This is a genomic window from Burkholderia singularis, from assembly GCF_900176645.1.
Classification (GTDB): domain Bacteria; phylum Pseudomonadota; class Gammaproteobacteria; order Burkholderiales; family Burkholderiaceae; genus Burkholderia; species Burkholderia singularis.
On record NZ_FXAN01000061.1, the window covers coordinates 142,620 to 162,505 of the forward strand.

Here is a 19,886-nt window from a genome sequence, read left to right on the forward strand (position 1 = left end):
GCGAATCCCGTCGGATGACCGGATGCGTAGGACGCCGTTGCCCAAAACGCGCCCGTTGCCGGGCGAATCGATAGTCGGTGCCGCGAAGCGGATCGCCGTTGATCCGCCCGCCGAACGTTATGCAAGCGCCATGCCAAGCGTGCGGAAACGAGATGGGCCGTGCATCGCGCGATAAAAGACGAGCGCGGCGTCGCCGCGCCGACGATACGCCGTGAGGCAGCAGGCACAGCTGTAGTGCAATGCAGCACTGTCGGCGTGCGGCAAATGGGCGCGCAAATCGTGCGCTGACGCGCCGGGGCATGGGGAGCTTGTGCGGCGATCGCCATTGGCCCGGTTATTGCTCCGCGCTTATTGCATGCTGATTGTTCGCTGATCGGTCGATTGAGGAACACCGCCGGCAACGACGCCAGCGGCATATCGGGCGCTCGCTGGAATCAACGGCGGCGTGCAGCAGCACACGCGCCGAGCGGCAGCGGCAGATTCGCGATGCGGCAGCGGCATCCGCCGTGCGGCCACGCGTCACGTCCGTGGCCTGCGAGCAGCGGCCAACTGAAGCGCGAGCAGGTTGCGCGTATTCGTCGCGCGCTGCGCTCGGGACGGGACAACGGTGTCCCGCGCATCCGCCCGGCCAGCCCGGCCAGGTGCGCGGGACGCCGTTTTCGTTTCGGCCAGACAGTGCTCAGACAGCAGCGCAGCAGCATGCGCGAGCAATGCGCCGCGCCGCCGGGCGCGGCCGCACAGGAGCCAAACAGGAAACGACAGGAAACGAATGATGATGAAGATTGGCAACGTGACGCTGCTGGGCGCCGGCCCGGGCGAGCTCGACCTGTTGACGATCCGCGCCGCGAAAGCACTGGCGGCGGCCGACGTGCTGCTGCTCGACGATCTCGTCGCGCCGGAAATCGCCGCGCTCGCGCCGCGCGCGCGCGTCATTCGCGTCGGCAAGCGCGGCGGCTGCCACTCGACCCCGCAGGCATTCATCGAGCGCCTGATGTGCCGCCATGCGCTGCGCGGCGAGCGCGTGGTGCGCGTAAAAGGCGGCGACGCGCTGCTGTTCGGCCGCGCAGGCGAGGAGCTTGCCGCGCTGCGCGCGGCCGGCGTGCCGGTCGATATCGTCAACGGCATCTCGGCGGGCTTTGCCGCCGCCGCGAGCTTGCAAGTGCCGCTCACGCACCGCGAACATTGCCAGGGCGTCACGTTCGTCACCGCACACAAGCAGGATCACGGCGAACCCGATTGGCGCTCGCTCGCCGCGGCCGGCACGACGCTCGTGATCTACATGGGCATGAGCCGCCTCGATACAGTCGCGGCGGGCTTGCTCGCGGCGCTCGACGCGTCGATGCCCGCCGCGATCGTCCAATGGGCGGGCACACCGGCCGAGCGGCGCTGGACCGGCACGCTCGGCCGGCTGGCCGCCGCCGCGGCCGAAACCGGGCTGGGCAGCCCGGCGGTGATCCTCGTCGGGCGTGCGATCGGTGACGCGGTGGATGAAGCGATCGGTGGAGTGCTCGATGAAGCAGCCGGTAAAGCGATCGGCAGAGCGCTCGACGACGCAGCCAACAAAGCGGTCAGTGAAGCGCTCGACGAGGCAGTCAGTAAAACAGTCGGCGGAGCACTCGACGAAGCAGCCCATAAAGCGTTCGGTAAGACACGCGACGAAGCGTTCCCCGCTCCGGCCCGCGACGCGGGTCCGCACGGCGAGGCCGCCGGACGCGCGTCCTCCGGCACGGCCGCCCGCCTGACCGTGCGTGACCCCGCGTCCGCGCGCGCGCCGGTCCCGGCCACGGCATGATCCGCCCGGCGCAGCGCATGGCCCGCATTGCCGGCACCGGCTCGCCCGCGTGTGCGCACGCCACGGCGGCCCGCGCGCCGGCCGTTCTTCGATGCGCGCGCGCCGCGACGCCGCGCCCGTCTGTTGCGCCCGCCCAATGGAATTGACCGATTCGACCGACCACTGCGCCCGGTTGCGCGTGCTGCTCGTCACCGACACCGACAAGCCGCTCGGCGAGCTGCGCGACGCGCTCGCGCGCATCGGCTACGAGATGCTCGACGAAGTCGCCACGCCCGCGCGGCTGCCCGCCGCCATCGAAAAGGAACGCCCGGACGTCGTGATCATCGATACCGAATCGCCGTCGCGCGACACGCTGGAGCAGCTCGCGGTCATGCACGCCACCGCGCCGCGGCCCGTGCTGATGTTCAGCCACGACGCCGACCAGCAACTGATCCGCGCGGCGGTCGGCGCGGGAGTCAGCGCGTATCTGGTCGAAGGCTTGTCGGCCGAGCGGCTCGCACCGATTCTCGAAGTCGCGCTCGCGCGCTTCTCGCATGACGCGCGCTTGCGCCAGCGGCTCACGGAGGTCGAACGCGAGCTTGCCGATCGCAAGCTCATCGACCGCGCCAAGCGCATGCTGATGGAGCACCGCCGGCTGTCCGAGCAGCAAGCTTACGCGACGCTTCGGCGCAGCGCGATGAACCAAGGCATCCGGATCGTCGACGCGGCGCGCCTGCTGCTTGCCGACCACCCGCCCTCTTGAAGGTGTGACCCGCATGAATACCCGCCATTTCGATGCCCCGGAGCGACGCCATCTGCGCATCGGTTTCGTCGCGCTCTGCGACGCGGCGCCGCTTGTCGCCGCGCGGCATCTGGCGCTCGGCGAGCGCTACGGCATCACGCTGGAGCTGTGCCGGCAGCCTTCGTGGGCGAGCATCCGCGATAAGCTGCTGTCGGGAGAACTCGACGCCGCACACACGCTGTACGGCCTCGTATACGGCGTGCAGCTCGGCATCGGCGGGCCGCGCGCCGACATGGCCGTGCTGATGGTGCTCAACCGCAACGGCCAGGCAATCACGTTCTCGAACCGGCTGGCCGACGCGTATCAGTCACCGCACGTCGCGCCCGGCCCTGGGCCGCATCATCCGGACAAGCTGCGCGCCGCGCTCGCCACGCTCGGGCGCAAGCCCGTGTTCGCGCAAACCTTCCCGACCGGCACGCATGCGATGTGGCTGTATCACTGGCTCGCGGCGCACGGCGTCGATCCGATGCGCGATATCCGCAGCATCGTGATTCCGCCACCGGAGATGGTCGATGCGCTCGCGTCCGGCGAGCTGGACGGGCTGTGCGTCGGCGAGCCATGGAACGCGGTTGCCGACGCATGCGGCGTGGGCCGCACCGTCGCGGCAACCAGCGAGGTCTGGCTCGATCACCCGGAAAAGGCGCTCGCGTGCCGGCGCGAGTTCGCATCGCTGTATCCGAACACGGCGCGCGCGCTCGTGCGCGCGCTGCTCGACGCATGCGCATGGCTCGACGAGCCCAGTCATCGCGCACTTGCGGCCGAATGGCTCGCCGCGCCGGACGCAATCGGCGTGCCGGTTGCGCAAATCGCGCCCCGGCTGCTCGGCGATTACGGCCCTGGGCCGTTCGCGCAACCGCCCGCGCCGATCCGCTTTCACGGCCACGGCACGGTGAACCGGCCGCTCGCGAGCGACGGGCTGTGGTTTCTGTCGCAATACCGGCGCTGGCGGATGCTGGACGGGCCGGCCGACGACGCCGCCATCGCGGCGGGCGTCGCGCACACTGCGCTGTACGACGAAGCCGCCACCGCGTGGCGCGCGACGCCGCCCTCATGACGCCACTGCCGCGCCGTCGAGCGGAATCGTCCAGCAGCCATTCGAAGCGATACTCAAATTCCGCTATTCCACAATACCGCGCTGCTTATTTCGATTTTTAATTGCGCCAGCGCTTAATTAAGCACAATCAACCATGACGTAAAACGTTTGACATGAAAAACGGACTCGATCCGGGCAAACGTTTTACGTCGATTCACCGTTGAACGTTTAACGGTCTTTGAAGTTAAATGACGAGATATTTCGGCATAGTTTCACCCGCATAAACGCAGCGCGGCTTGGTTTCGGCTCGAAGCCACGCAGAATCACCGGGTACTCGGGATATCGCTATCCGAGTGCGCCGTCAAAAATAAATCGGTACTCGTGCCGGACCGACGCGATACGGCAATACACGCGCCGGCCTGGCATCGACCACACGCCAAAAAAATCAAGATTGATCGACGAGGAATTTCGGGGATGTTTGAAAATAGCTTGCTCGCGCTTCGCATCGGAAATCAAAATGCCGGTTTAGCATCGGCCGCTCGCCCATTGACTGTCGCGTTGTCTGTCGAATCCGATTATCCCGGTTTGCATTCGGCCGCCGGATTGACCGAACTGGGCACTCCGCACCGGCACGTCACCGATTTCGTCCGCCACCGTCGGCGATGACGCCGCTGCATCGTTTTCGCTAAATCGTATCGAGGCCAGATTCACCGGGCTTGCTCGTCCGGCACGGCATCGAATTGCGAATTCGTTTCCCTCGAACATCCCAACGCTCGCCCATGACGGGCGCATCCGGTTCGTCCGATGACGGCGCAACCGTGCGCGCGCATGCCGGGCTGGAAGCCTGTTATGTCGACATTCACTTTGCCCTGCCGCGCCGGCGCCGCGCGGCGGCGTCTTGCATCGCTCATCGGGCTGACGCTCGCGTGCGTGATGCCAAGTGCGCACGCGAGCGCATCCGCCGATGCCGGCACGCGCGCGCAACAACTCGCCGATGCGCAAAGCCGGCTCGCCGCGCATCGGCGCGTCGAAGCGCTCGCGCTTTGCGAAGACATCCTGCAACGTTGGCCGGATGATCCGGACGCGCTGCGCCTGCGCGTGCGCGCGCTATCCGAGCTGGGCGCTGCCGGGCAAGCGCTGTATTGGGCGCAACAACTGCGTGCGCCGCTGCCAGACGCGGAACTCGCCGCGCTGCACGCCGATCTGGCGGCGCACCAGACCCGCTGGGCGCGCACGATACCGGCCGATCCGAATCGGCCTTACGTGCAAAGCGATCGCGCCGTCGCCACGCTCGACGATGCGCGCGAACGCTACCGCACTTACGCCGGGCTTCGCCGCCGCCTCGACGCCGATCGCCTGGTTTCGACGAGCGAAGCGGCACGCGGCGCCGAGACCCTGGCAACCTACCGGGCGATGCAACAGGCCGGCGAGCCGTTGCCGCCCTATGCCGAGGTCGCCGTGGCCGACGCGTTGATGCAGCAGCGGCAGCCGGAACAGGCGATCCCGCTGTACGAGGCCGGCATCGCCGGGCACCCTGGCCCGTATGCGGACGACGAGAGCGATCCGCACATCTCGCTAGCATACGCGTACCTCGAAGCGTGGCGCGCACGCGATGCGCTGGCGCTCGCGGATCGCACGGCCGCAGACGCGCCGGCGTGGCTGCCGCCGGCGGCCGGCCTCGAACCGCGCCCGAACCCGCACAAGACCAGCGCCGACATCGCCGCCGCCGTGCTGCGCGACAACGTCTGGCTGCACCGCGACGCCTGGGAGCGCCTGCAAGCGCTGCGCGCCCAGGCGCCCGCCAACGTGGCGCTGTGGCGCAACCTCGCATACGTCGAGCGCATGCGCGGCTGGCCGCGCCGCTCCGAGGCAACCGCCGTCGGCGCGGCCGGGCTCGATCCGGAGGACACCGGCACGCGGCTCGAGGCAATCGACGACTGGCGCGAACTCAACGATTTCGCGCGCGTCGAGCCTGCGCTGCGCGATCTGGAGCAGATCATCCCGCGCGAGCAGCGCGTGCAACTCACGCGTCAAGCGTGGGATAGGCAGCGCGGCTGGCAGTTCGACATCGATCGCTACAACGGCAAGGGCGGCAAATCGACCTACGGCGACTACGACAACGAAACCGAGGCCGTGCTGCAAAGCCCGCTGCTGTACAACCATTGGCGCGTGGCCGGCATCGCGCGGCTCGCCGGCGGCTCGCTCGAAGAAGGCGGCCGCGCCCAGCGCTACCGGCTCGGCGCGGGCGTGCGCGGCTACGCGCGCGGCTTCGAAGCCTACCTGCAAGCGCTGCCCGGCATCGGCCAGACCCGCGGCATCGCGCTCGAATCGGGCTTCAAATGGTCGCCGAACGATCACTGGACTTTCGGCGCCGACTGGAGCACCAAGGGCGACGCGCACGTGCCGCTGCGCGCAAGCGCGTTCGGCATCACGGCCCACAGCTACGGCGCGAGCGCGCAATGGCGCGCGAGCGAATTGACGCGCGCGGGCATCGCCGCATCGTATGAGCGCTTCAGCGACGGCAACCGCCGCTACGGCTGGCAAGCCGATCTGACGCAGCGGCTCTACACCGCGCGCTACTTCACGGTGGACGGCGGCGCGCAGCTTGGCCTGTCGCACAACCGCCTGACCGACGTTCCCTATTACAGCCCCGCGCAAGCGCGCTGGGCCATGCTGACCGGACGGATCGACCATATGCTCTATCAACGCAACGAACGCGACTGGCGGCACAGCCTCGATGCCGCCATCGGCCCCTACAACGAACGCGGCCACGGCACCGGCTGGGCGGCCAGCGTGCGCTACGGGCAGATCTTTCAGCCGCGCGGCGGGCTGAGCTTCGGCTGGGGCGTGGGCTGGACCAGCCAGCCTTACGACGGCAAGCGCGAATCGCGCGTGATGCTCGACCTCACCCTGCACTGGGGGCAATGAGCGATGCGCCGACTGCTTTCGCTGATTCTGTTGCTGGGGCTCGCCGCAAGCGCCGCGCGCGCGGCCGACCGCCTCGACGCGTTAAGCGGCGCGCTGCGCACGCGCGCCGCGCCCCCGCCACTCATCGTGCTGACCTATCACGACGTGCTCGACGACGTGCGCGACGCGCCGCGCAAGGACGAGATCCCGGTCAGCACCGATCACCTGATCGCCCACTTCGAATGGCTGCGCGCAAACGGCTTTCACATGGTCAGCCTCGACGACGTGCTCGCCGCCGGGCGCGGCGAACGCCCGCTGCCGGACAAAGCCGTGCTGCTGAGCTTCGACGACGGCCTCGCCAGCGCGTACAGCCGTGTGTACCCGCTGCTGCGCGCGTACCGCTACCCGGCGCTGTTCGCGCTCGAAGGCTCGTGGATCGACCTGCCGCCCGGCAAGACCTTCGACTACAACGGCAAATCATGCGGCCGCGAATGCTTCGTGACCTGGAGCCAGGTGCGCGAGATGCAGGCGTCGGGCCTGATCGAATTCGCGTCGCACACCTACGATCTGCATCGCGGCATCGTCGGCAATCCGCAACGCAATCTGCTGCCGGCCGCGGTGCATCTGCTCTACGATCCCGCACGCGGCTACGAAACGCCCGGCGCGTACCGCGAGCGCATCCGCGCCGACCTCGCGCGCAGCGCCGACGAGATCGCGCGCGAGACCGGCCGCCGGCCGCGCGCGATCGTCTGGCCATACGGCGACTACAACCAGATCGCCGAAGAAGAGGCGGCCAGGCTCGGCATGACCGTCTCGCTGAGCCTGGACGACGCCCGCGCCCAACTCAAGCCCGGCGTCACCGTGCCGCGCCTGCTGATCGCCGGCAACATGGGCGTCGACGGGCTCGCGACGCTGATCTACGAGCAACGCAAAGTGCAGCCGCAACGCATCGTGCAGGTCGATCTCGACTACGTGTACGATCCCGATCCCGCGCAGCAGGAGCAAAACCTGTCGGCGCTGCTCGAGCGCATCAAACGGATGAAGCCGAGCCAGGTGTGGCTGCAGGCTTATGCCGATCCGGACGGCGACGGCGTTGCCGATGCGCTGTATTTCCCGAACCGCCATCTGCCGATGCGCGCCGATCTGTTCTCGCGCGTCGCATGGCAGTTGAGCACGCGCTGCAACGTGCAGGTGTATGCGTGGATGCCGGTGCTCGCGCTGCGCTTGGCGCACGCGCAACATCTGCCGACGCTCGGCCGCCCGGGCGATCCGAACGACCGCGATCACTACCGGCTCGCGCCGTGGTCGCCCGACGTGCGCCGCATGATCGGCGACGTCTACGAGGATCTCGCGATGCACGCGTTTTTCGACGGCCTGCTGTTCTCCGACGATGCGTACCTGCGCGACACCGATTCGCTCGGCCCGCTTGCCGGCAGCACGCCCGCGCAGCGCACGCAATATCTGATCGACTTCACGAAGGAGTTGACCGCGCGCGCGTCGCGCTGGCGCTCGCCGCTGAAGACCGCGCGCAATCTCTACGCGCGGCCGGTGCTCGAGCCGCGCGCCGAGGCTTGGTTCGCGCAGAGCCTGCCGGCCTTCAACGCCGCCTACGACTACACCGCGCTGATGGCGATGCCGCAACTCGACGGCGAGCCGACGGCCGACAGCTGGTTGCGCCGCCTCGTCGACGCGGTGGCCGCGCACCCCGGCGGCCTCGAGCGCACGCTGTTCGAGCTGGCCGCGGTGGACTGGCGCCACGGCCACCAGCCGGTGCCGGCCGCGGCGCTCGGCGCACGCATGCGCGTGCTGCAGGAGCAAGGCGCGCGGCACGTCGGCTACTACCCCGACGATTTCATTCGAAACCAGCCGCCGCTGGAGGCGATCCGGCCGTTCGTCTCGAGCGCCGAGCACCCGTATCCGGAACGCTGAGGAGACTCCATGGACGAACTGATCCCGTTGATGCTCGGGTATGCATTTTACTATCCGCTCGTGATGTCGCTCGTCTGGCTGAGCGGCAGCCTCATCTACTACTTCCGCTGGGAGCGCAACGAACCGCCGCGCGTCGCACCGCCGCCGCTCGACGACTATCCGTTCGTGACGCTCGTGGTGCCTTGCCACAACGAAGGCGAGCAGGTGCGCGAAACCATCGCGTATCTCGACGCGCAGCGCTATCCGGATTTCGAAATCGTCGCCGTCAACGACGGCTCCACCGACGACACCGGCACGCAGCTCGACGCGCTGCTCGCCGCCTACCCGCGCCTGCGCGTGATCCACTTCGCCGCCAACCAGGGCAAGGCGATGGGCTTGCGCATGGCCGCGATGGCCGCGCGCGGCGAGTATCTGGTCTGCGTCGACGGCGACGCGCTGCTCGACGAATACGCGACACACTGGCTGATGCGCCACATGACGAGCGGACCGCGGGTGGGCGCGGTCACCGGCAATCCGCGCATCCGCAACCGCTCGACGCTGCTCGGCAAGCTGCAGGTTGGCGAATTCTCGTCGATTATCGGCCTCATCAAGCGCGCGCAGCGCGTCTACGGACGGCTCTTTACCGTCTCCGGCGTGATCGCGTGCTTTCGCAAGAGCGCGCTGCACGACGTGGGCTACTGGAGCACCGACATGGTCACCGAGGACATCGACATCAGTTGGCGTCTGCAAATGCGCCATTGGGACATCCGTTACGAGCCGAACGCGCTGTGCTGGATCCTGATGCCGGAAACGCTGCGCGGCCTGTGGCGGCAGCGGCTGCGCTGGGCGCAAGGCGGCGTCGAGGTGATCCTGCGCTACACGGCGGGCCTCTGCCGCTGGCGCGCGCGCCGCAAGTGGCCGGTCGCGATCGAATACATGCTCAGCCTGATCTGGGCCTACGTGATGTTCGGCATCATCGTGCTGTGGCTGCTCGGCCTCGTGCTGCCCGTGCCCGACGCGCTGTACGTGCGCACGCTGCTGCCGCAATGGCATGGCGTCGTGCTGGGGCTCGTGTGCCTGCTCCAGTTCGGCGTCAGCGCGCTGATCGACCGGCGCTACGAAACGCGCATGGGCCGCAACTACTACTGGATGATCTGGTATCCGCTCGCGTACTGGCTGCTCAATACGCTGACCACCGTGGTCGCGCTGCCGAAGGCGCTGATCAAGCGCAAAGGCACGCGCGCGATATGGGTCAGCCCGGACCGGGGGGTGCGATGAAAGCCGATGTCATCGTGATCCAGCGGCCGGAGCGGCAACCGAAAGCCCAGCGCTATCTGTTCGCGTTCGCCACGGCGTTCGCGTGGATCGCGTGGAGCTGGCTGTGGCTGCCGCTCGTCACGCTGGTTGCGTGGGGCGTCGGCCTGCGCAACGGCTACGTGCAGCTCGTGGTGCTCAAGCACGGCATGGGCGCGCGCGATCTGCTGATCGTCGTGGCGATCGGCCTCGCATGCGTGATGCTGTCGCTCGCCTGGTCCGGCTACAACCTGTTGCGTTACGGCAAGCTCGATCGGCGCCGCAACCGGCCCGTCGCCGATCGGCTCGCGATGGCCGGCGCGTTGAACGTGCTGCCGCCGACCGCCATCGAAATGCACCGCTCGCAACGGATCGTGCTGGAGTTCCGGCACGACGGCAGTGTGTCGCATCGGCGGGAGCGTCTACCGAGCGCCGCGCTCGTGCAATCCGCGCGGTAGACGCGGCGGGACAACGCGCCGGAACCATGCCGCGCGCATCCGATGCATCCGCACGCATCGGATGCGCGCGGCGCCCGCCGCCGAAATGCATAGCGCAATGATCGACAAGCCCGGCCGCGTTGCGCCGGATGCCTCGCCTTCCCGCTCATACCCGTCGATGGGGCCGCCGCACCCAGGCTGCCTCACGCCCCGCCACGCCCCACCTCACGCCCGCTTCGCAGACTGACCGACACGATCGCCATGCTGGTGACAGCGCGAGCGCCGGCGGTCCGCACCCACCCGCCGGGCCCGCGCGCCCGCCTTCCCATGGCGTCGGAATTTGCCAACGCGGGGACAGCCGAACTTCAAATGCGTTCTTTTAAACATCCTGCTTCCAGATAATCATTTCTTATTGCGCGAGACAGTTATCTCTCGCAATCATTTCCAATATCAAACGTTTTACCTCTCAAAATAAAACTTTTACCGCAAACGTTTAACCGGATTTTCCCGACACTCGTTTGACAGTTTTTAAAATTCGCTTTTACATTTTTTCGGCATAGTTGCACCTGCATAAAAACAGCTCGACGACGCCGCGAAAGCCGCTTGAAACGGCCGGACGCTCGGCCGATTCACGACATCGGCTCGAATCGGTCCATCAATAAAACGGCGCAATGTCAGTCAAGCGCAGTGTTCACGCAAGCGCGCGACCACGCAGGCCGCGCAGGTGAAAACACAGACCAATTCGTTACGGGGAAACATCGAGAATGTCGCGGAAAATCTTATCCGTATTCGGCACTCGGCCAGAGGCCATCAAAATGGCGCCGGTCGTCAACGCAATCGCAGCCATGCCGGAACTCGAATCTGTCGTTTGCGTGAGCGGCCAGCATCGTTCGATGTTGTCGCAAGTGCTCGATCTGTTCGACATCGCGCCACGGCACGATCTCGCTCTGATGACCGACAATCAGACGCTCAACGGCCTCGCCGCGCGGCTCATCGCCGCGTTCGACGACGTGCTCGCCCGCGAGCAGCCCGACCACGTGCTCGTGCACGGCGACACGACTACCGCCTGCGCGGCCGCGCTCGCCGCGTTTCATCGCCGCATTCCGGTCGGCCACGTCGAGGCCGGGCTGCGCACTGGCGATCTTGCACGGCCGTGGCCCGAGGAAATGAACCGGCGCGTCGTCGACGTCGTCAGCGATCTGATGTTCGCGCCGACGCAGCGCTCGAAAATGAACCTGCAGGCCGAAGCGCTGCGCGGCCGCGTGATCGTCACCGGCAACACGGTGATCGACGCGCTCCATCAAACGACCGCCCGCCTCGACGCGGACGCGGCGCTGCGCGCCGAACTCGACGCCAGCCTGCCGCCGCTCGACGACATGCAGCCGATCCTGCTCGTGACCGGCCACCGCCGCGAGAGCTTCGGCGCGGGCTTCGCGTCGATCTGCCGCGCGCTCGACACGCTCGCGCACAGCCAGGCCGTGCAGATCGTCTATCCGGTGCATCTGAATCCGAATGTGCGCGGCCCGGTGCATGCGCTGGTCGGCGCGACGCCAAACGTGCATCTGATCGAGCCGCTCGACTATCTGCGCTTCGTGCGGCTGATGCAGCGCGCGTCGATCGTACTGACCGATTCGGGCGGCGTGCAGGAAGAAGCGCCCGCGCTCGGCAAGCCGGTGCTCGTGATGCGCGACGTCACCGAACGGCCGGAGGCGGTCGCGGCCGGCGCGGTCGAACTGGTCGGCACGCAGCATCAAACGATCGTCGACGCCGTGCGCGAACGGCTCGCGGCGCTGCGCGCGGGCGGTGCGCCGCGTGCGCCGATCAGCCCTTACGGGGATGGGCGCGCGGCGCAGCGGATCGCCGCCGCGATCGCCGGGCGGCCGTTCACCGAGTTCGCGCACGCCGCGCCGCAGCACGGCCACGCGCACGCGAGCCCGCAGCCCGCTTAGGCGCGCCGCAACGGCCGCGCAACCGCGCGTGGCCTCGTCGTCCGGCCACGCGCGAACCCGCCGCGGCATGCGCCGCCCGTCTGCCCGCGCGGCAGAGATTGGGCGATGCGCGCCGCCGATTCGCGTGGCGCGATGCGTCGCACGTGGCCGTCCATCGCGTTGCTTGCCGTTCGGTATCCCGACTCATCCGTTGATCCGCATCCTGACTCGCGCTTTTCACCTGAGAGAACCCGTGACCTGTCCTCTGCCCATGCGCCGCCGCGCACGCCTTCACTTCCTCGCGATCGTCGCGCCCGCCGCGCTGCTCGCGCACGCACCGCTTGCCTTTGCCACGCCCGGCGGCATCGCCGATGCGCTTGCCCGTCTCGGCGAGCATCGCGCCGTCACCCGCAGCGTGTCGCTCGACGCGCTCGGCATGCACGAGCCACTCGTGCTGCCCGCGCCCGACACCCGCCACGAACTCTATCTGCCGGTGCCGGCTGGCGTGCCCCTCGATGCGGCGACGCTACAGCTCGACGGTGCGTATCTGCACGCCGACGGCGGCCGCACGACGATGCTCGTCTCGCTTGACGGCGCACCGGTGCTCGCGCGCGGCTTCACGCTGACGCAGGGCGACGCCGCGACGAGCATCGGCGTCGACGGCACGGCGCGGCCGGGCGGCTTTGTGCGCGTCGGGCTGCAATGGTCGTCGGTGATCGACGAGCGGCTGTGCACGGATCAGACCGCGATCGGCAACGTGCTGCGTATCGCGCCAAGCACGCGCCTGACCTACCGCTTCGATCCCGCCGCGATTACCGACGTGCGCACCGCGTGGAGCGCATTGCCGGTCGCGCCGGTCGTGGCGATCGCCGCGCCGCGTGTCGCGCCGGCGGCGTTCGACGCGGCGTGGCGCATCGGCACGCTCGCGGAGCGTGAAGGCCGCAGGCCGGTCGTGCGCGCATGGCCCGCCGTCGGCGACACCGTCGATTTGACCGGCATGGACGTGCCGGCCGCATTGCGTGCCGTGCCGGCCTTCGCCGCGCTGGCCGCGGGCGGCACGGGCGAATCGAAGTCGCCTGACGGAGCGGGATTGCCTGCGTCGGCGGCGGCCGGTGGGCCGGGCGCGCTGAATGGACCCAATGCGGGACCGAATGCGGCAACGGTGGCGGACGCATCGAGCGCAGCAGGCCAGGCAGACGCAAGCGCATCGGACGCCCGGCCGTCGCCGGCCGCGTCCGCCGCCGCGACGCGCGGCGGCGTCAAGCTCGCCGACGCCGCGCAGCTCGGCGCGCTGCTCGCGCTCGCGCCGCGCGCCGCGTTCGCGCCTGACGTCATCGTCGCCGACGACACGCTGCGCCGCGCCACGCGCGACGCGTTGAACGCATTGCGCACGCAGGTCGCGGCGGCGTCGCCGCCGAGCGCCGCCGCGTTCGATGCATGGCGCGAGCGCACGTTCGGTCCGATCGAGCGCCCGCTCGCCGCCGGTGAAGTGCGCATCGCGCATCTGGCGGGCCAGACGGCGATCGTGGTCGGCGACAACGCAGGCGTCGCCGCGCTCGCCCGCGCGTGGCGGCCGATCGGTGTCGCGCAGCGCTATGTCGCGCACCGCCTCGACGATACGCCCTACGCGCACGCCGAGCGGATTTCGCTCGCCGCGCTCGGCGGCGAGCCGCGCACGCTCGACGTGCTCGGCCGCGCGATGTGGGAAGCGAGCTTTGAGCTGGCGGCGCTCGCCGGCGACGGCAAGCTGCCCGACCAAGTCGTGCTCGACGTCGCCGCCGCGCCGACGCCGCGCGCCGAAGGCGAAATTGCGTCGATCTATCTGAACGGCGTGCTGATCGCGTCGCAACTGCTCACGCAGAACGGCAAACCCGAGCAGATCGCCGCGCACATTCCGCGCTACGCGCTTGCGCCCACCAACGCGCTGCGCGTCGTGTTCCAGCGCCGCCTCGACGGCGGCTGCGAAGCGCGCTCGCAAGGCTATCCGGTCGCCGTACTGCCGACGAGCCACATCACGCTGGCCAACGCGCATCCCGACGACGATTTCACCGGCCTGCTCGCGCGCTTTTCGCACGCGGCCGAGGTGATCGTGCCGGCCGCGTATCTCGACGACGCGCCCGCGTCGCTCGCGCGTCTGGCCCGACTCGCGAGCATCGCCGGGCTCGCGCCGACGCGCGCGACGCTGTCGGTCGCCGCCAACGGCACGGCCGCCGCGCCGAGCGGCCCGTTCCTCGCCGCCGACGTCGTGCTGCCGCACGAGACGAGCCGCGCCGCGCTGTCGAAAAACCGCCTGACGCTCACCGATCCGGCGGGGCGTGTCTATGCGGACGTCTCCGATCTGCGGCATCTCGCCGTGATTCAGGTTGCGCAATCGGGCAGCACGCCCGGCATCGTCTATCGCTCGCTCGACGCGGCGCCGCCGCAGTTGCCCGCCGCGCTGCGCCTGTCGCGCGGCGACGTCGCGCTCGTGTCGTCGAACGGCGTGGCGAGCCTGTTCGACTCGCGTCATCCGGGCGAGCCTGTGTCCGATCGCGACACCGGCGTGCGCCGCACGGCGCGCGGCCTGCCGTGGCGGATCGCGGCCGGCGCGGTGGCCGCGCTTGCGGTGCTGCTCGCCGCCGCCGCGATCGCACGCCGCCGCCATCGCAACCGGAGCGGCGCGTGATGAGCGCCGACGCGCTGCACTGGTACGGAGCCTATGCGCTCGACCGCTATTACAGCGGCCTCGAGGCGCTTGCCGTGTTCGTCGCGATCGTGATCTTCGTGTCGAGCCTGGACGATCTGTTCATCGACGCGTGGTTCTGGGCCCGCACGCTGTACCGCCGCTTCACGATCGAGCGCCGCCATCGGCCGCTCACCGCCGCGCAGTTGCACGCGCGCGCCGAGCAGCCGATCGCGATCATGGTGCCCGCGTGGCTCGAATACGACGTGATCGCCGCGATGCTCGAAGACATGATCCGCGTGCTCGACTACCGCCGCTACGTCGTATTCGTCGGCACTTATCGCAACGATGCGCGCACGATCGCCGAAGTCGAGCGGATGCGGCGGCGCTACCGCCAGTTGCGCCGCGTCGAGGTGCCGCACGACGGCCCCACCTGCAAGGCCGACTGCCTGAACTGGGTGATCCAGGCGATCTTCAAGCACGAGCGCGACGCGGGCATCGAGTTCGCGGGCGTCGTGCTGCACGACAGCGAGGACGTGCTGCATCCGCTCGAGCTGAAATTCTTCAACTACCTGCTGCCGCGCAAGGACATGATCCAGCTTCCGGTCACGTCGCTCGAGCGGCACTGGTTCGAGCTGGTCGCGGGCACCTACATGGACGAGTTCGCCGAATGGCACGCGAAGGATCTCGTCGTGCGCGAGAGCCTGGCAGGCGTCGTGCCGTCGGCCGGCGTGGGCACCTGCTTTTCGCGCCGCGCGCTGCTCGCGCTGATCGACGAATCGCACAACCAGCCGTTCAACACCGACAGCCTCACCGAAGACTACGACGTCGGCGCGCGGCTCGGCAAACTGGGCATGCAATCGATCTTCGCGCGCTTTCCGGTGACGTTCGCCACGCGCCGCAAATCGTGGTTCGGCCTCGGCCCCGAGCGCGAGTTCACGCTGACGATGCCGCTGTGCGTGCGCGAGTTCTTCCCCGATACGTTTCGCACCGCGTATCGGCAGCGCGCGCGCTGGACGCTCGGCATCGGTCTGCAAGGCTGGCGGCAAACCGGGTTTTCCGGCTCGCTCGCGAACCGCTATCTGCTGCTGCGCGACCGCAAGGGCATCGTCACCGCGTTCGTCGGCATCCTCGGCTACGTGCTCGTCGCGCAATTCCTGCTGTTCGCGCTTGCCGACGCGCTCGGCGTCGCGCCGCCGTTCACCGTGTCGCCGCTGTCCGATTCGCGCTGGTTCAGCACGCTGTTATGGCTCAACGCGTGCGCGCTGACGCTGCGCGCCGTGCAGCGCGCGTATTTCGTCACGCGCCTGTACGGCTGGGAGCACGGGCTGCTGTCGGTGCCGCGGATGGTGATCGGCAACTTCGTGAACTTCATGGCCGTGTCGCGCGCGTGGCGGCTGTTCGTCTCGCATCTCGTCACCGGCAAGCGGCTCGCGTGGGACAAGACCATGCACGACTTCCCGTCCGCCGACGGCCTGACCGAGCGCCGCCAGCGGCTAGGCGAGCTGCTCGTGTCGTGGCAGGCGATCGACGCCGCCCAGCTCGAAAGCGCGCTGCACGACGATCATGCGCGCGAGGCGCCGCTCGGGCGCGTGCTGATGGCCAAGGGCTGGCTGGACGATGAAACGCTGGCCGAGGCGATCGCGTTCCAGGCCGACCTCGAACGCGGCCGGCTCGACGTGCGCGCGCTCGCGCGGCACGACGCCGCGCTGCCGCTCGAGACGATCGTGCGCCATCGGGTGCTGCCGCAAGGCGGCGACGACGCGGGCAATGCGATCGTGCTGAGCGCCAATCCGCTCGATGCGGCGACGCTCGCCGAGCTGGCGCGCGGGCTCGGCACCAGCGTTGTTCAGCGCATCGTGCGCGAAGGCGAGATCGCCGACGGATTGCGGCTGCTGTGCGGGCGAAGCGCCGCGTCGGCTGTTCCGGCCGCCGGCAACGCCGGCGCTCGACGCGATTCGGCACACCATCACGACGACGTCGCGGCAGCCCGCACGAGTCGCGATCGAACCGACGCCACGCCGGACGGCATCGCCGCCTCGACATCGTGCGATGCATGCGACGAAGCCGAGTCGATCGCGGCTGTCGCAACCGTCGCGGCGGCCGGCAATGCACACGCTCACGCCGACGCGAACGCGGCGGCAAATGGCTCGCCGCGCGGTATCTCCAAAGCGCAACCGAATCACGCAGGCACGGCGGCAGCGGACCACGCCCGCAGCGCCCGCGGCCCGAACGGCACAGCGGCGATCGGCAACGCTTGCCCGCCACCCGGGCGCAGCGTCCCGCTGCTCGGCGATCTGCTGATCGAGCTTGGCCATGTGCGGCGCAGCGCGTTCGACGCGGCGCTCGGCCGCTATCGCCCCGAGCACGACGGCCGCATCGGTGAGTACATGGTCGAGCACGGCGTGATCTCGCGCGCGTCGCTCGACGACGTCATTGAACAACAGCGCCGCCTGCGAGCGGCGCTGCCCGCCACGACATGAACGGACTCTTTCCCCCACCCCCGCGGCCCAGCCGCACCCTGCCGCGATTGCGCGGCCGCGCGGCGCTCGCCTGCGCATGCGCCGCGCTGCTCGGCTGCGGCACTCCCGCCCGCGCCGCCACGCCCGACGCGCTGCCGCTCGCGGGCGCCGCATACCGCGTCGCGCAACACGCATACGACGCCTATGACCGGCGCGACTACGCACGCGCGGTCACGCTCGCGCAAGAAGCCATCCGCCAGCGGCCCGATGTGGTCCAGCTGCGGCTGCTGCTCGCGAATTCGCTCGCCGCGCGCCGGCAGTACGCCCCGGCACGCCGCGCGCTCGACGACGCGATCCGCACGCTCGGCCCGCGCCATGCACTGCTTCAGCGTCGCGCGCAAATCGATGCGCTGCTCGGCGCGATCGCACAGGCCGAGCGCGTATCCGGCACGGCGGGCGACAACCTGGCAGGCCCGGCGTTCGAAACCGCGAAAACCGCTTATGCCGCGTATGCCGACAAGCGCTACGCCGATGCCGCGCGGCTCGCCGCGCAGGCGATCGCGCTGCGCGACGACGTATTGCGCTGGCATTTGCTGCTGATCGACGCCGCCAATGCCGACGGCCAGTACGCGCTCGCGTGGCGCACGGCCGCCGATGCGACACGCCGCTTCGGCGAAAACGAGGATCTGCGGTTGCGGCGCTTTTTCATCGGCAGTCATCTCGCGCCTGCCGCATCGACCGACGCGTGGCACGCGCTCGAACGCGGCGATCTGTCGCGCGCGCGCGACGCCGCGCGCGACGCCGTCGCGTATGCGCCCGATGCGATCGATTACCGGGTCGAGCTGTTCGACGCGCTGTCGGCGTTGGGCGACTGGCCCGCGCTCGAGGCCGCGGCAACCGACGCGATCGCGTATGACAACACCGAACCGATGCCATACGTCTATCGCGCCTACGCGCGCGCGGCCCAGCAGCGGTTCGACGCATCCGACGCCGATCTCGGCCACGTGTTCGGCGAATCGGATGCGGCGCGCTCCACCCGCAACATCGCGCGCGCGATCGCGGCGAACATCTGGATCGAAACAGGGCGGCCGCAGCGCGCGCTTGACGCACTCACGCCGCTGCGCCCCAGCGGCGACGACACCGACGCGCTGATCACCGAGCGCATCGCAACCGCGCGCCGGCGGCTCAGCCTGCCGGCGGACCGCGCGGCAAGCGCGGGCCATGCGAACGAACGGGCCACGGACCCAGCGCGCGCGGCGCTTGCCGACGACAGGCGGCAAGCGCATCAGGCGGGCCCCGGCCAGCCAGCCGAAATCGTGCGGCGGCAAGCGCTGGAGCCGCTCGCCGCGCACGCCACGCCGGCCCCCGCGCTGCCGCCGCCGGCCGCGCCCGCGCCGGCCGCTTTGCTGCTCACGCGCGCCCGTCCGATCATCGATTGCGAAATCGACGAATTCGGCGCCGGCTGCGACGTGTCGCCCGCGGACCCCGGTTTCGCGGCCGCTCGCGCATCGGCCCGCGCGGCCGCACGCGGCGACAGGCAGGCCGCGCTGCGTCATGCACGCGACGCCGTCGCCGCCGCGCCGGCCAGCGCCGCGCATCGCGTCGAGCTGATCGACGCGCTCGACGAGGCCGGCGACGCCACCAGCGCGCGCGCGGCGGCACGCACGATGCTCCGCGACGGCACGCTCGACGCGCTGCCGCCGCTCGAAGCCGCCTACGTCGCGCTGCGCGCGGGCGACGAGCGGCGCGCGCTGCGCGAATTCCGGCGCGCCGACGCCGCCGGCGCCAAACTGCCCGCCGATGCGCTCGCGGACGCTGGCTACGCGAGCGCGGGCGCGTGGCGCGACGCCGACGCCGCCCGTTATTTCGAGCGCGCGATCGACACCAAACTCGCCGCGAACGACAAGCGCCCCGCCGCCGCGCAACAGCTCGACGAGCTGCGCGCGGCTCACGCCGAAGCCACGCGCCGCTGGGGCTGGCAGGCCTCGCTCGACTATCGCGGCATGGGTCTGCATCCCGGTTACGGCGGCGCGCCGTCGGCGATCGACAACGGCTGGCAGGCAGGTATCGAAGCGTACTGGCGGCCGCTCGGCAGCCTCGGAGACCGGCTGTTCGAGGTCTACGCACGCGGCTATGGAAGCTTCGGCGGCGACGGCCGCGGCGGCGCAAGCACGCTCGAAGCCGCGCTCGGCGCGCGCGTGAAGCCGTTCGCGGATCTCGACGCCATCGTCGCGTTCGAGCGCCTCGTGCCGATCGGCTCGCAGGCGCGCGGCGACTGGCTGGTGCGGCTCGGCTACGCGGGCGGCATCGGCACCGAGTGGCGCCGCGACGTGCCGTCGTGGTGGACCGTGCGCGGCTACGGGGAAGCGGGCCACTACGTCCATCAGTCGACCCACTACGCGACGGGCAGCATCGAAGCAGGCCGCACGTTGCGCGTCGAGCGCGTCACGCCGTACTGGACCGTGTTCCCGCATGCGGTGATCGGCGCTGACTACGACTCGAGCATGGGCGGCGGCGTGCCGCTCGGCGCGGGCGTCGGCGTCTCGACGCGCTATGCGTTTCGCGACGGCCGCTACGACGCGCGCCGCTCGTTCGTCGACCTGTCGCTGCAATACCGCTGGAAGCTCGCCGGCGACGATCGCGCGCGCGGCGTGTTCTTCTCCGCGATTTTTTCCTACTGAGC

11 protein-coding genes and 1 pseudogene are annotated in these 19,886 nt (G+C 69.6%); all 12 read left to right on the forward strand.

Features of this window, described 5'->3' with window-relative positions:
- Positions 1 to 772: 772 nt before the first annotated feature.
- Positions 773 to 1,579 (forward strand): annotated as a pseudogene (gene cobA, locus BSIN_RS13595) (uroporphyrinogen-III C-methyltransferase); the annotation flags it as partial.
- A gap of 349 nt (positions 1,580 to 1,928) precedes the next feature.
- Positions 1,929 to 2,534, forward strand: a complete 606-nt coding sequence (locus BSIN_RS13600; protein WP_089340919.1) for an ANTAR domain-containing response regulator — start codon at positions 1,929 to 1,931, stop codon at positions 2,532 to 2,534.
- Between the two features lie 13 nt (positions 2,535 to 2,547).
- Positions 2,548 to 3,627 carry a CmpA/NrtA family ABC transporter substrate-binding protein gene (locus tag BSIN_RS13605; protein WP_089340899.1) on the forward strand — a complete coding sequence of 360 codons (1,080 nt, stop codon included), beginning with the start codon at positions 2,548 to 2,550 and terminating at the stop codon, positions 3,625 to 3,627.
- Between the two features lie 453 nt (positions 3,628 to 4,080).
- Positions 4,081 to 4,272, forward strand: a complete 192-nt coding sequence (locus BSIN_RS25395; RefSeq protein ID WP_143757443.1) for a hypothetical protein — start codon at positions 4,081 to 4,083, stop codon at positions 4,270 to 4,272.
- A 183-nt stretch (positions 4,273 to 4,455) separates the two neighbouring features.
- Positions 4,456 to 6,534 carry a poly-beta-1,6 N-acetyl-D-glucosamine export porin PgaA gene (pgaA, locus tag BSIN_RS13610; RefSeq protein ID WP_159935974.1) on the forward strand — a complete coding sequence of 693 codons (2,079 nt, stop codon included), beginning with the start codon at positions 4,456 to 4,458 and terminating at the stop codon, positions 6,532 to 6,534.
- Positions 6,535 to 6,537: 3 nt separating this feature from the next.
- The gene (pgaB, locus tag BSIN_RS13615; RefSeq protein WP_089340901.1) at positions 6,538 to 8,442 is read left to right on the forward strand and encodes a poly-beta-1,6-N-acetyl-D-glucosamine N-deacetylase PgaB; all 1,905 of its coding nucleotides are present in this window, start codon (positions 6,538 to 6,540) and stop codon (positions 8,440 to 8,442) included.
- 9 nt (positions 8,443 to 8,451) lie between these two features.
- Positions 8,452 to 9,699, forward strand: coding sequence for a poly-beta-1,6-N-acetyl-D-glucosamine synthase (gene pgaC, locus BSIN_RS13620; protein ID WP_089340902.1), 1,248 nt, complete (start codon positions 8,452 to 8,454; stop codon positions 9,697 to 9,699).
- Positions 9,696 to 10,172, forward strand: a complete 477-nt coding sequence (pgaD, locus tag BSIN_RS13625; RefSeq protein WP_159935976.1) for a poly-beta-1,6-N-acetyl-D-glucosamine biosynthesis protein PgaD — start codon at positions 9,696 to 9,698, stop codon at positions 10,170 to 10,172. Before pgaC ends, pgaD begins: the two co-directional genes overlap by 4 nt.
- A 743-nt stretch (positions 10,173 to 10,915) precedes the next feature.
- Entirely contained in the window at positions 10,916 to 12,100 is a 1,185-nt protein-coding gene (wecB, locus tag BSIN_RS13630) for a non-hydrolyzing UDP-N-acetylglucosamine 2-epimerase (protein WP_089340904.1), read from the forward strand.
- 232 nt (positions 12,101 to 12,332) lie between these two features.
- A complete protein-coding gene (locus BSIN_RS13635; protein WP_143757444.1) occupies positions 12,333 to 14,744 on the forward strand; it encodes a cellulose biosynthesis cyclic di-GMP-binding regulatory protein BcsB in 2,412 nt (803 codons plus the stop codon).
- Positions 14,744 to 17,224: a glycosyl transferase family protein gene (locus BSIN_RS13640; protein ID WP_089340920.1), complete on the forward strand. Its 2,481-nt coding sequence runs from the start codon at positions 14,744 to 14,746 to the stop codon at positions 17,222 to 17,224. The genes BSIN_RS13635 and BSIN_RS13640 overlap by 1 nt, the downstream gene beginning before the upstream one ends.
- A complete protein-coding gene (locus tag BSIN_RS13645) occupies positions 17,221 to 19,884 on the forward strand; it encodes an NfrA family protein (protein WP_089340906.1) in 2,664 nt (887 codons plus the stop codon). The genes BSIN_RS13640 and BSIN_RS13645 overlap by 4 nt, the downstream gene beginning before the upstream one ends.
- Positions 19,885 to 19,886 lie beyond the last annotated feature (2 nt).

Bases quoted from the DNA above. Each gene is read 5' to 3' on its own strand.
- pgaA (WP_159935974.1), top strand. From the start codon at position 4,456: ATGTCGACATTCACTTTGCCCTGCCGCGCCGGCGCCGCGCGGCGGCGT.
- BSIN_RS13605 (WP_089340899.1), top strand. From the start codon at position 2,548: ATGAATACCCGCCATTTCGATGCCCCGGAGCGACGCCATCTGCGCATC.
- wecB (WP_089340904.1), top strand. From the start codon at position 10,916: ATGTCGCGGAAAATCTTATCCGTATTCGGCACTCGGCCAGAGGCCATC.
- BSIN_RS25395 (WP_143757443.1), top strand. From the start codon at position 4,081: ATGTTTGAAAATAGCTTGCTCGCGCTTCGCATCGGAAATCAAAATGCC.
- BSIN_RS13645 (WP_089340906.1), top strand. From the start codon at position 17,221: ATGAACGGACTCTTTCCCCCACCCCCGCGGCCCAGCCGCACCCTGCCG.
- BSIN_RS13600 (WP_089340919.1), top strand. From the start codon at position 1,929: ATGGAATTGACCGATTCGACCGACCACTGCGCCCGGTTGCGCGTGCTG.
- pgaC (WP_089340902.1), top strand. From the start codon at position 8,452: ATGGACGAACTGATCCCGTTGATGCTCGGGTATGCATTTTACTATCCG.
- BSIN_RS13640 (WP_089340920.1), top strand. From the start codon at position 14,744: ATGAGCGCCGACGCGCTGCACTGGTACGGAGCCTATGCGCTCGACCGC.
- pgaD (WP_159935976.1), top strand. From the start codon at position 9,696: ATGAAAGCCGATGTCATCGTGATCCAGCGGCCGGAGCGGCAACCGAAA.
- pgaB (WP_089340901.1), top strand. From the start codon at position 6,538: ATGCGCCGACTGCTTTCGCTGATTCTGTTGCTGGGGCTCGCCGCAAGC.